The sequence below is a fragment of the Serratia sp. CY56464 genome (assembly GCF_052168435.1).
Taxonomy (GTDB): Bacteria; Pseudomonadota; Gammaproteobacteria; order Enterobacterales; family Enterobacteriaceae; genus Serratia; species Serratia marcescens.
Map to the genome: position 1 here is coordinate 1,643,911 of NZ_JBJNMV010000001.1, position 13,271 is coordinate 1,657,181.

Sequence of the window (13,271 nt, forward strand, 5' to 3'; positions counted from 1 at the left end):
GGTTATCGTCACCCTTCATCAAGGGCTTTAGTGATTCTCACCAATTAACGCAGGGTGACGGCAATAAAAAATCCCGGCCTTGACCGGGATAGCGTTGCACGGAAACAGCGTTGTTTATTCACTGCGGGCGAAATTCCAACGCGCTGCTTTTGACCGCTTCGTAAACCGCGGCCGTTGGCGGCTTAGGCAGACGCGCATTGGTGATTGCCTTGATCGCGGCCTGGCAAAGTTCCGGTTCCCCTTGCTCAGCCCGAATGCTGATCAGCATACCGTCCGGCGCCAGCTTGATGCTCAATGTGCAACGCTTGCCTGAGTAGGCTTCGGCATCTTTCAAATGGCTTTGAATCGCGGCCTGCAACTGGGCGATATAGTGTTCTTTCTCTTTTCCCGGTGCCGGCGTCTTTGGGTCGCCAAGGTTGGTGAAAAGATCGTCAACCTCTTTATTTACCGGATCGGTTTGGCTGGGGGCCGTGCTCTTGGCGCACCCCGTTAATGCCAGCGCGGTCATCGCCGCCAATACTGTGGCAACGCCGGTTTTATAGCCTGAATGCGTTATTTTCATATCCCTGTCCTTATGGATAATTATCAGTAGTGAAATCAGTTGACGCTGGGCCACGCAAAGAGCGCCGGCCAATACGTTATACAGGATCAATATACATCGCTAGTGACATTAAAACTTTCGCCAGGGGCTGTGCAGTCCGTCACTACAACAGCAGTGACGCACCGATTTTCGACAGAATAACGTATGAATAGACAGCGATGGCATACACGTTTTCGCTCATCCTTTGTAAGCACTGCACATAAATTTCAACACGGTCTTTTGGCTCACAATGCTGAGATAAACCGGATCGCTGGATGCCATGTTCACGAACACCCAGCTGGTAACGCCGTCAATGGTTCTGGCAAAACTCAATGTATCAATGCCCTGAACGTCGTCCCGGTCGACAAAACGGAATACGGCGCTGTTAATGGTGACGGTTTGCGATGCGCCATTCATCATGGCCGTGATTTGGGTTCCTGCTTGCGTATTGCATTCCAAACGCACCAAGGGTGAAGGCGCTTGCGCGACTGGGTTTGATTCGGCGTACTTCGCTTTCGCCCTGGCCATTCGCTCATCGGTAGTTTGCGTGGTGCACCCGCCAATAAATAAAGACAAAATCAAAACAGAAATGGTTTTCTTGGTCATTTAAACTATCTTTTCACTGGATAACAATATTACTGATTGTAACAAAGAAGGCTCCCGAGAGCTCCTTTTCTACTCAAACGCCAAACACACTGATACACGCTTAACAATAGCGGCGCGATCATTGAACAGTTCGCTTCCCATGCCTTTAACAGCCAGATCAGCCGCTTCTAATCGATTGCCACAACAACGGTTTCTGCATACTTTCCCTTTTGGCGGTCAATTTCTTTGGTTCTGCCATACCGATCGCCGTTTTCTCGGCGTCAAGCAGCTATAATCCAAAAAGTGGAGTTTTTTGAAAACGATAAGGAGGGAGTATGTACAAAACTATTTTGGTTCCCGTGGATATTACCGAGCCGGAATTAACACAGCAGGTCATCCCGCATGTCAACGCGCTCGCCAGGCTCGAAGACTCCCACGTCCATTTCCTGGCGGTGATCCCATCGCGCGCCACCTATGCCGCTTTCGGCTTTGCTGCCACGGCGGCGATAGAAACCAAAGACGAAATCATTGCGGTAGCAACCGAGGGGCTGGCAAAAGCGGCCAAAGAATTCAGCGTGCCTGAAGATAGAGTGACCACGCACGTTGCCGTCGGCGATCCCAAAGATCAGATCCTGGAGCTCGCCGATGCGCTCAACGCGGAGATTATCGTGATGGGTTCCAACCGCCCTTCTGCCATCACTTATCTCCTCGGCTCCAATGCCACCGCCGTCGTCCGCCACGCCAATTGCCCGGTGCTGGTCGTGCGTGAATCGGCTAACGCCGCGCAGTGAGCCTGTCCGACACCTCACTCATATTTGAACAGTAAAAAAACGGGAGCCCTAAGGCTCCCGTTCTCATTCAAACGCCAAACACCCTTACATGTGTTTAACGATAGCGTCGCCAAACTCTGAACATTTCAGCAGTTTAGCGCCTTCCATCAGGCGTTCGAAGTCATAGGTCACGGTCTTGGCGGCGATGGCGCCTTCCATGCCTTTAACGATCAGGTCAGCCGCTTCGAACCAGCCCATGTGGCGCAGCATCATCTCTGCGGACAGGATGATGGAGCCTGGGTTCACTTTGTCCTGGCCGGCGTACTTCGGCGCGGTGCCGTGAGTCGCTTCGAACAGCGCGCAGTCAGAGCCGATGTTGGCGCCCGGCGCGATGCCGATGCCGCCTACCTGGGCCGCCAGGGCGTCGGAGATGTAGTCGCCGTTCAGGTTCATACAGGCGATCACGTCATATTCCGCCGGGCGCAGCAGGATCTGCTGCAGGAAGGCGTCGGCGATCACGTCTTTAACCACGATCTCTTTGCCGGTGTTCGGGTTCTTGATCTTCAGCCATGGGCCGCCGTCGATCAGCTCGCCGCCGAACTCTTCGCGCGCCAGCTCATAGCCCCAATCCTTGAAGGCACCTTCGGTGAACTTCATGATGTTGCCTTTGTGAACCAGAGTCACGGAGTCGCGGTCGTTGGTGATGGCGTATTCGATCGCCGCGCGCACCAGACGCTTGGTCCCTTCTTCGGAGCATGGCTTCACGCCGATACCGCACTGCTCTGGGAAGCGGATTTTCTTCACGCCCATTTCGTCGCGCAGGAATTTGATCACTTTGTCCGCTTCGGCGGAGCCGGCTTTCCACTCGATGCCGGCGTAGATGTCTTCGGCGTTTTCGCGGAAGATCACCATGTCGGTCAGCTCAGGCTGTTTCACCGGGCTTGGGGTGCCCTGGTAGTAACGCACCGGGCGCAGGCACACGTACAGGTCCAGCTGCTGGCGCAGGGCCACGTTCAGAGAACGGATGCCGCCGCCGACCGGGGTGGTCAGGGGGCCTTTGATGGCGACGCGGTAGTCGCGGATCAGGTCCAGAGTTTCGTCCGGCAGCCACACGTCTTTACCGTAAACGTGGGTAGATTTTTCGCCGGTGTAGATTTCCATCCAGGAGATTTTACGTTCGCCGTGGTAAGCCTTTTTAACGGCCGCATCAACCACGTGGATCATGGCAGGAGTCACGTCAACGCCGATGCCGTCGCCTTCGATGAACGGGATGATCGGGTTATGAGGAACAACCAGTTTACCCTGGGCGTCAACCGTGATTTTTTTACCTTCTGCCGGAACAACTACTTTGCTTTCCATCAACCTCTCCTTCAAGCGCAATTTTGTTAATGCTTTGTAAGATGCGTGTAGATACTACTTGAATATTCGGTCCGCGCCAATCCGAAACGGATTCGGTTATAATGCGCTTATCATCCGTAATCTCAACCGTTATGAAAAAATTCTCTGTTAGAAATCACAACGTTAAACGATTCAGCAAGCCGAATGCCGCCAAACCCGCCGCGCCGAAGGGGCCGCGCCGCATTGTGTTATTCAACAAGCCCTTCGACGTGCTGCCGCAGTTCACCGACGAAGCCGGCCGCGCCACGCTGAAAGAATACATCCCCTTCCCCGACGTTTACGCCGCCGGGCGCCTGGATCGCGACAGCGAGGGGCTGCTGGTGCTGACCAACGACGGCCAGCTGCAGGCGCAGCTCACCCAGCCGGGCAAGCGCACCGGCAAAATCTATTATGTGCAGGTCGAGGGCGCGCCGCAGGAGAGCGATCTGGCGCCGCTGCGCAGCGGCGTCACGCTGAAAGACGGCCCGACGCTGCCCGCCGGTGTTGAGTTGGTGGCCGAGCCGCAGTGGCTGTGGCCGCGCAACCCGCCGATCCGCGAGCGTAAATCCATCCCCACCAGTTGGCTGAAAATCACCCTGTATGAAGGGCGAAACCGCCAGGTGCGTCGCATGACGGCGCATATCGGGTTCCCTACCCTGCGCCTGATTCGCTACAGTATGGGTAATCTTTCGCTGGGTTCACTGCAGCCCGGTGAATGGAAAACCATCGATTCCCTGTAGACCGATAACTGATGGAGGCGCCATGAAATCTACTCCGATCGCGCTGCTGCTCGCCGCTCTGGCGGCCCCGTTCGCCGCCCCGGCCGCCAGCTTCGACTGCGCCAAGGCGGCAGGCAGCGATGAACGCACCATCTGCGCCAACCGCACGCTGAACGATCTGGACGTGCAAATGGCCACCAAGTACCAATTCCTGCGCGGCCTGTTCGCCATGGGCGCGCGCGGCGCGATGCAGGACAGCCAGCAGGCCTGGCTGGCCAAACGCCAGCGGTGCGGCGGCGACACCGCCTGCCTGCTGCAAAGTTACCGCACCCGCATCGCCGAGCTGGACGACATCTACCGGCGCATCGACAAACCGCTGTAAGGAGACCGCATGTTCAAACCGCACGTCACCGTAGCCTGCGTGGTGCACGCCGCCGGCAAATTTTTGGTCGTCGAAGAGACCATCAACGGCAAAGCGCTGTGGAATCAGCCGGCCGGCCACCTGGAGGCCGACGAGACGCTGGTGCAGGCCGCCGAGCGCGAGCTGTGGGAAGAGACCGGCATCCGCGCCACGCCGCAGGCGTTCCTGCGCCTGCACCAGTGGATCGCGCCGGATCGCACGCCGTTCCTGCGTTTCTGCTTCGTCATCGAGCTGGAACAGCCGCTGCCGACCGAGCCGCACGACAGCGACATCGATCGCTGCCTGTGGTTGAGCGCCGACGAGATTTTGCAGGCGCCCAACCTGCGTTCCGCGCTGGTGGCCGAGAGCATTCGCAGTTATCAGCAGCCGGAGCGTTACCCGCTGTCGCTAGTCGGCAGCTTCGCCTGGCCACATTGAGGACGCCGGGCAGCACAAGATGAACAGTGCGCCGGCGCGGGCAACGTGGTAAAATCCTGCGCTTGTTTTTATCAGCACGGTTCGTGTTCAAGTTCGTGAGATCCCCATGTCAGACAACAGCCAGAAAAAAGTAATCGTCGGTATGTCCGGCGGCGTCGACTCTTCCGTTACCGCCTATCTGTTACAGCAACAGGGCTATCAGGTCGCTGGGCTGTTCATGAAAAACTGGGAAGAAGACGACGACGAAGAGTACTGCTCCGCCGCGACCGATCTGGCCGACGCGCAAGCGGTCTGCGACAAGCTGGGCATCGAACTGCACACGGTGAACTTTGCGGCGGAATACTGGGACAACGTGTTTGAGCTGTTCCTGGAAGAGTACAAGGCCGGCCGCACGCCGAACCCGGACATCCTGTGCAATAAAGAGATCAAATTCAAAGCCTTCCTGGAGTTCGCCGCCGAAGATCTGGGGGCCGATTTCATCGCCACCGGCCACTACGTGCGCCGCCAGGATGTGGACGGCAAAAGCCGCCTGCTGCGCGGCGTCGACGGCAACAAAGATCAGAGCTACTTCCTCTACACCCTGAGCCACGAGCAGGTGGCGCAGAGCCTGTTCCCGGTCGGGGAGCTGGAGAAGCCGGAGGTGCGCCGCATCGCCGAGCAACTGGAGCTGGTCACCGCCAAGAAGAAAGACTCCACCGGCATCTGCTTCATCGGCGAACGCAAGTTCCGCGACTTCCTCGGCCGCTACCTGCCGGCGCAGCCGGGCCCGATCGTCAGCGTCGACGGCCAGACCGTCGGCGAACACCAGGGTCTGATGTATCACACCCTGGGCCAGCGCAAAGGGCTGGGCATCGGCGGCCTGAAAGACAGCAGCGAAGATCCGTGGTACGTGGTGGATAAAGACGTGGCCAACAACGTGCTGGTGGTTGCGCAGGGGCACGATCACCCGCGTCTGATGTCCGTCGGCCTGATCGCGCAGCAGCTGCACTGGGTGGATCGTCTACCGCTGACCGGCCCGTTCCGCTGTACGGTGAAGACCCGCTATCGCCAGCAGGACATCCCTTGCACCGTGACCCCGCTCGACGACGAACGCATCGAAGTGCGTTTCGACGAGCCGGTCTCCGCCGTCACCCCCGGTCAGTCGGCGGTGTTCTACCAGGGCGAAATCTGCCTCGGCGGCGGCATCATCGAACAGCGCCTGGCGTAATTCGCCTGCCGCCCAAGAAAAACGCTGCGTTTACCGCAGCGTTTTTTTATTCAAAATTCCACCTGCGCGCCCAGCTCGATCACCCGATTCGGCGGGATTTCGAACAGATCTGGCGCCCGCAGCGCGTTGCGCTGCAATAGCTGGAACACCTTGCCGCGCACGCGCAGATACCAGGGCCGCTTGCCCAGCACCAGCGTATCGCGCGACATGAAGAACGAGGTCTCGTTCATGGTGAAGCTCATCCCCTCCAGCCCGCAGCGATAAAGGATATCCGTCACGTTGGGCGTCTCGCGCCAGCCGTAGCTCGCCACCACCCGCCAAAAGCTCGCCGACAGCTGTTCGATCGCCACCCGCTGCACATTGTGCACGTACGGCATGTCGGTGGTGACGATGGTCAGCAGCACCACGCGCTCGTGCAGCACCTTGTTGTGCTTCAGGTTATGCAACAGCACCAGCGGCACCGCATGCGGCGTGCGCTCCATAAACACCGCGGTGCCCGGCACCCGCTTCGGCGGCGCCTTCTCCAGCGATTCGATCAGCGCGCTCAGCCCTTCCTGGTTGTCGCGCAACCGGCGGATCAGGCGCGAACGCTCGGTCTTCCAGGTCAGCATGATCAGCAGAATCGTCAGCCCAAGCGCCACCGGCAGCCAGCCGCCGGTCGCCAGCTTGATCAGGTTGGCGCCGAACAGCGGCACGTCGATGCACAGCATGACCAGCAGCATCAACCCGCCCAGCGCGCGCGGCCAGCCCCAGTTTTTCACCGCCACGATGCTCAGCAAAATCGACGACAGCAGCATGGTGCCGGTCACCACGATGCCGTAAGCCGACGCCAGGTTGCTGGAGTGTTTGAAACTGATAATCACGATCAGCACCGCCGCGAACAGCAGCCAGTTCACCACCGGAATGTAGATCTGCCCGGACTCCTGATCGGAGGTATAGATGATGCGCATCGGCGGCAGGTAACCCAGCCGCACCGCCTGCCGCGTCAGCGAGAACACGCCGGAGATCACCGCCTGCGAGGCGATCACCGTCGCCAGCGTGGCGATCACCAGCAGCGGGATCAGCGCCCAGGTCGGCGCCAGCAGGAAGAACGGGTTGTTGATCGCCGCCGGATTGGCCAGCAGCAGCGCCCCCTGGCCGAAGTAGTTCAACACCAGCGCCGGCGCCACCAGCGTAAACCACGCCAGACGGATCGGCTTTTTACCGAAGTGGCCCATATCGGCGTACAACGCTTCTGCGCCGGTGACCGACAGCACCACCATGCCCAGCGCAAAGAATGACACCGCCTTGTATTCGAGGAAGAAATTCACCGCCCAGTAAGGGTTCAGCGCCCGCAGCACGCCGGGGTGATGCAGAATGCCGCCGATGCCCAGCAGCGCCAGCGTCAGGAACCAGATAACCATCGCCGGGGCAAACAGTTTGCCGACGCTGCCGGTGCCGCGTTTTTGGATCGCGAACAACGCGGTCAGCACCAGCAGCGACAGCGGCACGATAAAGCTGTCCAGCTCGGGGGCGATAATCTGCAGCCCCTCGATGGCCGAGAGCACCGAAATGGCCGGGGTGATCACCCCGTCGCCGTAAAAGAAGCTGCCGCCCACCAGCCCGATCAGCACCGCCGCCGGCACCCAGCGCGCATCCAGCTTGCGGATCGCCAGCGACATCAGCGTCAGAATGCCTCCCTCGCCGTCGTTGTCGGCGCGCATCACAAAACAAATGTATTTAATGGACACCACCAGCGTCAGCAGCCAGAAAATCAGCGACAAAAAGCCGTAAATCGAGGCCGGCGTCAGGGTGATGCCCTCCTCCGCCGTCAGGCATTCGCGCAGGGTATACAGCGGGCTGGTGCCGATATCGCCGTACACCACGCCGATGGCCGCCAGCGTCACCGCCGGCAGCGGCTGCTTGTTTTTTACGTGCATATAAAGGTCTTTATTTAAGGGTTCACGTTGGCAGTATAGATGCAGCCGCCGCACTTTATTTGCCGCCGCAACAATAAGTTCGCGCCGCCGCGCCGGCGATTTTCGCCGCCTTATTGCGCAGTTCTGCGCCGCACGGCGCCTCCGCCTCGTCACAGACGTATTAGACGCTGGGTTTACCCTCGATTTTGTGGCATGATCCGCGGCATTCGTTGTCATCGTTGTTACAGCCACGCCCGAGCGTTACCGTTCGCGGCCGCCGCCGTTGCCCCTGCGATACACACAACCTTATGCAGTAAGCCATGTACCGTTCACCGCGTTTACAGGAGTCATCGTGGCGAAGAATTATTATGACATCACGCTGGCCATGGCGGGCATCAGCCAGTCGGCGCGTTTGGTTCAGCAGTTGGCCCATGAAGGGCAATGCGACCGCGAAGCGTTTCAGACCTCGCTGAAAAGCCTGCTGCAAATGGATCCGCCCTCCACGCTGGCGGTGTTCGGCGGCGAAGAACGCAATTTGATGGTCGGCCTCGAAACCCTGATGGGCGTGCTGAATGCCAACAACAAAGGGCCGGGCGCGGAACTGACCCGCTACACCATCAGCCTGATGGTGCTGGAGCGCAAGCTCAACGCCAATAAACAGGCGATGAACACGCTCGGCGAACGCCTCGGCCAGCTTGAGCGCCAGTTGGCGCACTTCGATCTTGAGTCAGACACCATCATCAGCGCGCTGGCCGGCATTTACGTCGACGTGGTCAGCCCGCTCGGGCCGCGCATTCAGGTGACCGGCTCGCCGGCGATCTTGCAGAATCCGCAGGTGCAGGCCAAGGTGCGCGCCACGCTGCTGGCCGGCATTCGCGCCGCCGTGCTGTGGCAACAGGTCGGCGGCAGCCGCCTGCAGTTAATGTTTTCCCGTAATCGTCTGTTCAAGCAGGCGCAAAATATCGTTGCTCATTGTTAATCGATCCCAGGAGTTGCTACCGATGGAATTATCCTCACTGACCGCCGTTTCCCCCGTTGATGGACGCTACGGTGATAAAGTCAGCGCACTGCGCCCCATTTTCAGCGAATACGGTCTGCTGAAATTCCGCGTACAGGTTGAAGTACGTTGGCTGCAAAAACTGGCCGCCTGCGCAGAAATCAAGGAAGTTCCCGCTTTTGACGCCGACGCAAACGCTTTCCTCGACAAAATCGTCGCGGAATTCAATGAAGAAGACGCACAGCGCATCAAAACCATCGAACGCACCACCAACCACGACGTGAAAGCGGTCGAGTATTTCCTGAAGGAAAAAGTGGCGGCGGTGCCTGCGCTGCACGCGGTGTCCGAGTTCATCCACTTCGCCTGCACCTCCGAAGACATCAACAACCTGTCGCATGCGCTGATGCTGCAAAGCGCCCGTCAGGATGTGGTGTTGCCTTACTGGCGCAAGATCATCGACGCGCTGAAAGGGCTGGCGCAGGAATACCGCGATATCCCGCTGCTGTCGCGCACCCACGGCCAGCCGGCAACCCCGTCGACCGTCGGCAAAGAGTTCGCCAACGTGGCTTACCGCATGGAGCGCCAGTACCGCCAGCTGGAGCGCGTGGAGATCATGGGTAAAATCAACGGCGCGGTCGGCAACTACAATGCCCACATCGTCGCTTACCCGGAAGTGGACTGGCATCAGTTCAGCGAAGCGTTTGTGACCTCGCTCGGCATCACCTGGAACCCGTACACCACGCAGATCGAACCACATGACTACATCGCCGAACTGTTCGACTGCGTAGCGCGTTTCAACACCATTCTGATCGACTTCGACCGCGATATCTGGGGCTACATCGCCCTGAACCACTTCAAGCAGAAGACCATCGCCGGCGAAATCGGCTCTTCCACCATGCCGCACAAGGTCAACCCGATCGACTTCGAAAACTCCGAAGGCAACCTGGGCCTGGCCAACGCCGTGCTGGGCCACCTGGCGGGCAAACTGCCGGTGTCCCGCTGGCAGCGCGACCTGACCGATTCCACCGTGCTGCGTAACCTGGGCGTGGGCCTGGGCTATGCGCTGATCGCCTATCAGGCCACCCTGAAGGGCATCAGCAAGCTGGAAGTGAACCAGGCGCACCTGCTGGACGAACTGGATCACAACTGGGAAGTGCTGGCCGAACCGATCCAGACCGTGATGCGCCGTTACGGCATCGAAAAGCCTTACGAGAAGCTGAAAGAGCTGACCCGCGGCAAGCGCGTGGACGCTGCCGGCATGCAGGCGTTTATCGATGGCCTGGCGCTGCCGGAAGAAGAGAAAACCCGTCTGAAGGCGATGACCCCGGCCAACTACATCGGCCGCGCCACTACCCTGGTCGACGAGCTGAAGTAAGCGCGTTAGACCCACAACGACAAGGCGGCCCGCGGGCCGCCTTGTTGCTTATTATTCGCCGCGCAACACCTGCAGCCGGGCAATCTGCCGCCCCTGGGCATCGAAGTTGTCCGCACTCAGCCAGCGCTCAAACGCCTGCCGCACCGCAGGCCAACGGTCAGCGGTGATGGCGAACCAATCGGTATCGCGGCTGCGCCCTTTAACGATCACCGCAAAGCGGAAGTTGCCCTCGTAACGGAAGCCAAAGCGCAGCGCGGCCTGGCGCGATGGCGCGTTATGGCTGTCGCACTTCCACTCACAGCGGCGATAGCCCAGCGTGTCGAAGGCGTAACGCAGCAGCAGCGCGATGGCCTCGGTGGCGCTGGAGCGCTGTTTCATCAACGGTGACCAGCTGACGTGGCCGATCTCCAGCACGCCGTTGGCCTCGTCGATGCGCATCAGCGCCACCGTCCCCACCGGCGCGTCGCTGGCGGCATCGAACACCGTCAGATTGACCAGCGTCGGGTTGGCCTGCAGCGTCTCCAGATGCAGCAGCATCGCCGCCGGCGTGTCGGGCCGTTCGATAGACAGATAGGTCCAGTCGCGGCCGTCCGGCGCCAGCTGGAAAGCGTCGTACAGCGCGGCGTAATCCCGCTGCGGCTCGAGCGGCGCCAGCGAGCAGAAACGCCCGCCGAGCGTTGCGCCGCCCGGGCGACGAGCCGGCTGCCAATCCGGCATCGGTTCGCCAATCGGCTGACCATAACGATTCATTGCCATACGCGCCTCCTGCGGTTAACGGGTATAAACGATAAACGAGCTTCTTCTGCCGATTTTGTCGTACAGCGAACGCGCCGGCGCGTTGTACTCCTGAGTCATCCAATAGACCCGATCGCTGCCGCGCGCCTCCGCCAGTCGATACGCCTGTTCGAACAGTTTTTCCGACACTTTATGGCCGCGCGCCTGCGGCGACACATAGAGATCTTCGATATAACAATAGCCCATCGCGCTCCAGGTGGACGGATGGAATACCAGGTTCATCAGCCCCAGCAGCCGGCCGTCGGCATCCTCCGCCACCAGCCCGTACACCTGTTCATCCTGCCCCAACCGTTCGAAGGTGCGATCGGTCACCTGCGGCGCCACGTCGGCGCGGTAAAAGTCGAGATAGCCCTGCCACAACGCCAGCCATTGCGCTCTGTCGTCGCCATTGATTCTGCGGATGGTCACTTCACGATTTGATGGGTTCATAGCGCCTCACGGGGTTAACATATTATTTCCATTAGGGTAATAACCGAATAGCGGCAGGATACACCGCGCAGCGGCGGCGTAATACGGACCAATTCAAAACGCCGAGCAGACCAATTTTAACCGCCGCTTTCCCGCGGCAGCGCGTTGAACACCTGCGCCAGTGTGGCGATAAAGCGCACTATCTCGTCCGGCGTATAGGCCGAAAAACCGAGCACCAGCGCCCCGCGCTGCGGCGCGCCGGTGTAGAAATCCGCCAGGCCGTACAACCGTATTCCTCGTTCGGCCGCCGCCGCCACCAGCCGCCGCTCCGTCGCCGCATCCGCCAACGGGCAAACCAGCTGCAGCCCACCCTGCGGCAAGGCCGGGTGCGTCCAGGGCGCGAGATGGCGTTGCACCGCGTCGTACAGCACATCCAGCCGCGCCTTGTACAGCGTGCGCATATTGCGCAGATGCTCGGCGTAGCCGCCCTCATGCAGGCAGTGGAACAGCGTCATCTGCGCCAGCGCCGACGTGTAGCCGTCCTGAAACTGCCTGGCGGCGACCAATGGCCGCACCAGCTGCGGCGGCGCAATCATGAAGCCGATGCGCAGCCCCGGAAACAGCGTCTTGCTGAAGGTGCCGATGTACAGCGTGCGCCCGCCGCTGTCCAGCCCCTGCAGCGCCGCCTTGGTTTGTCGATCGTAGTTGAACTCGGCGTCGTAATCGTCTTCGATGATCCAGGCCCGCCGACGCTGGGCCCACTGCAACAGCGCCAGACGCCGCTCGAGGCTCAGCGAATACCCCAGCGGGTAGTGATGGGACGGCGTGATGTAAACGCCCCGCCCGCCGCCCGTGGCGTGCATCAGTTGCCCGACGTCCATCCCCTGCTCATCGATGCCGATCGGCCGCGCCTGCAGCCCCGCCGACTGCACCAGCTTTTTCGCCCCCTGGTAGCCCGGCTCTTCGACGAATACCGCATCGCCGGGATCGAACAGCACCTGGGTGCACAGCGCCAGCGCCTGCTGAGAGCTGGTGACCACGATCACCTGCTCCGCCGACGCCTTGACGCCCCGCTCCCGCTGCAAATAGTGCGCGATCGCCGCGCGCAGTTCCGGCAAGCCCTGCGGATCGGCATACCCCAACAGCCGCTCGCCGTGGCGCCGCAGCGCCTGCTTTTCCCACTGCAGCCATGAATCGATGGGAAACGCCCGCAGATCCGCCAGCGAGGGCGTCAGCGAAGCCTGGCGGCTGGTGTGCGGCGTATGGCTGACCGCCAGCAACGCCCGGCCGCGATCGCTTAACTCGCGTTCCGCCAGCCGCGCCTCCTGGCCTGCCTGCGTCGCCAGCAGTTCACGGCCGAGCAGCGTATCGCAGCGATAACGCACAAAGCTGCCGCGCCCCACCGTTCGGCTGATAAACCCCTCCGCCTCCAGCCGTGCGTAGGTCTGTTCCACCGTGTCACGCGCCACCGTCAACCGGGCCGCCAACGCGCGGCTCGGCGGCAGCTTCGCCCGCCACGGCAGTTCCCCGGCGGTGATGAGCCGCAACAGGGCCTGATGCAGCGCCGAACGTCGGGTCAGCCCCTGCTGACGCTGCTGGGTGAAGGCTGCCAGGATTGCCGCGTCGTCCGCGTGTCTTGGGGTGTCACTCATGGGCAGTCTGTTTCTCCGAGCCTGGGGCGATAGCACACTACTCTACCTCATTTCTCCCAGCGGCGGCGGC

14 protein-coding genes are annotated in these 13,271 nt (G+C 60.5%); 7 read left to right on the forward strand and 7 right to left on the reverse strand.

From position 1 onward, the window contains the following. Nucleotides 1-118: 118 nt before the first annotated feature. Together tolA and ACJ8KE_RS07980 are read right to left on the reverse strand one after the other, a co-directional pair. Nucleotides 119-652, reverse strand: coding sequence for a cell envelope integrity protein TolA (gene tolA, locus ACJ8KE_RS07975; RefSeq protein WP_442517207.1), 534 nt, complete (start codon nucleotides 650-652; stop codon nucleotides 119-121). 126 nt (nucleotides 653-778) lie between these two features. Beyond that, nucleotides 779-1,186, reverse strand: a complete 408-nt coding sequence (locus ACJ8KE_RS07980; RefSeq protein ID WP_337039387.1) for a hypothetical protein — start codon at nucleotides 1,184-1,186, stop codon at nucleotides 779-781. Nucleotides 1,187-1,500: 314 nt separating this feature from the next. Here ACJ8KE_RS07980 and uspF point away from each other — a divergent pair, with 314 nt between their 5' ends. Continuing rightward, the gene (uspF, locus tag ACJ8KE_RS07985; protein ID WP_016928063.1) at nucleotides 1,501-1,956 is read left to right on the forward strand and encodes a universal stress protein UspF; all 456 of its coding nucleotides are present in this window, start codon (nucleotides 1,501-1,503) and stop codon (nucleotides 1,954-1,956) included. An 84-nt stretch (nucleotides 1,957-2,040) separates the two neighbouring features. Here the strand turns inward: uspF and icd are convergent, their stop codons facing one another. After that, nucleotides 2,041-3,294: an NADP-dependent isocitrate dehydrogenase gene (gene icd / locus ACJ8KE_RS07990; protein WP_015377612.1), complete on the reverse strand. Its 1,254-nt coding sequence runs from the start codon at nucleotides 3,292-3,294 to the stop codon at nucleotides 2,041-2,043. Nucleotides 3,295-3,425: 131 nt separating this feature from the next. Here icd and rluE point away from each other — a divergent pair, with 131 nt between their 5' ends. From rluE to mnmA, 4 genes are all read left to right on the forward strand, one after another. Further along, a complete protein-coding gene (gene rluE, locus ACJ8KE_RS07995; RefSeq protein WP_016928064.1) occupies nucleotides 3,426-4,052 on the forward strand; it encodes a 23S rRNA pseudouridine(2457) synthase RluE in 627 nt (208 codons plus the stop codon). Nucleotides 4,053-4,074: 22 nt separating this feature from the next. Next, on the forward strand, nucleotides 4,075-4,413 hold the full coding sequence (locus ACJ8KE_RS08000; RefSeq protein ID WP_033640599.1) for a lysozyme inhibitor LprI family protein: 339 nt from the start codon (nucleotides 4,075-4,077) through the stop codon (nucleotides 4,411-4,413). 9 nt (nucleotides 4,414-4,422) lie between these two features. After that, nucleotides 4,423-4,869, forward strand: a complete 447-nt coding sequence (locus tag ACJ8KE_RS08005) for an NUDIX hydrolase (RefSeq protein ID WP_015377609.1) — start codon at nucleotides 4,423-4,425, stop codon at nucleotides 4,867-4,869. Nucleotides 4,870-4,975: 106 nt separating this feature from the next. Next, nucleotides 4,976-6,076, forward strand: coding sequence for a tRNA 2-thiouridine(34) synthase MnmA (gene mnmA / locus ACJ8KE_RS08010; protein ID WP_016928066.1), 1,101 nt, complete (start codon nucleotides 4,976-4,978; stop codon nucleotides 6,074-6,076). A gap of 50 nt (nucleotides 6,077-6,126) precedes the next feature. Here mnmA and kup read toward each other — a convergent pair whose 3' ends face one another. After that, entirely contained in the window at nucleotides 6,127-7,995 is a 1,869-nt protein-coding gene (gene kup / locus ACJ8KE_RS08015) for a low affinity potassium transporter Kup (protein ID WP_016928067.1), read from the reverse strand. 331 nt (nucleotides 7,996-8,326) lie between these two features. Here kup and hflD point away from each other — a divergent pair, with 331 nt between their 5' ends. Both hflD and purB read left to right on the forward strand, forming a co-directional pair. Then, complete coding sequence (gene hflD, locus ACJ8KE_RS08020; RefSeq protein WP_016928068.1) at nucleotides 8,327-8,953, forward strand: high frequency lysogenization protein HflD; 627 nt, start codon at nucleotides 8,327-8,329, stop codon at nucleotides 8,951-8,953. Between the two features lie 22 nt (nucleotides 8,954-8,975). Next, nucleotides 8,976-10,346 (forward strand): adenylosuccinate lyase, encoded by a 1,371-nt coding sequence (purB, locus tag ACJ8KE_RS08025; RefSeq protein WP_016928069.1) that lies wholly within the window; start codon nucleotides 8,976-8,978, stop codon nucleotides 10,344-10,346. Nucleotides 10,347-10,397: 51 nt separating this feature from the next. On the opposite strand, the gene ACJ8KE_RS08030 is transcribed toward purB, so the two are convergent. The 3 genes from ACJ8KE_RS08030 to pdxR all read right to left on the reverse strand — a co-directional run bounded on the left by ACJ8KE_RS08030 (nucleotide 10,398) and on the right by pdxR (nucleotide 13,201). Then, the gene (locus tag ACJ8KE_RS08030) at nucleotides 10,398-11,102 is read right to left on the reverse strand and encodes a GNAT family N-acetyltransferase (protein ID WP_028128046.1); all 705 of its coding nucleotides are present in this window, start codon (nucleotides 11,100-11,102) and stop codon (nucleotides 10,398-10,400) included. A gap of 15 nt (nucleotides 11,103-11,117) precedes the next feature. Further along, nucleotides 11,118-11,570, reverse strand: coding sequence for a GNAT family N-acetyltransferase (locus ACJ8KE_RS08035; RefSeq protein ID WP_049300649.1), 453 nt, complete (start codon nucleotides 11,568-11,570; stop codon nucleotides 11,118-11,120). A 116-nt stretch (nucleotides 11,571-11,686) separates the two neighbouring features. Then, complete coding sequence (gene pdxR, locus ACJ8KE_RS08040; protein ID WP_016928072.1) at nucleotides 11,687-13,201, reverse strand: MocR-like pyridoxine biosynthesis transcription factor PdxR; 1,515 nt, start codon at nucleotides 13,199-13,201, stop codon at nucleotides 11,687-11,689. Between the last annotated feature and the right edge of the window lie 70 nt (nucleotides 13,202-13,271).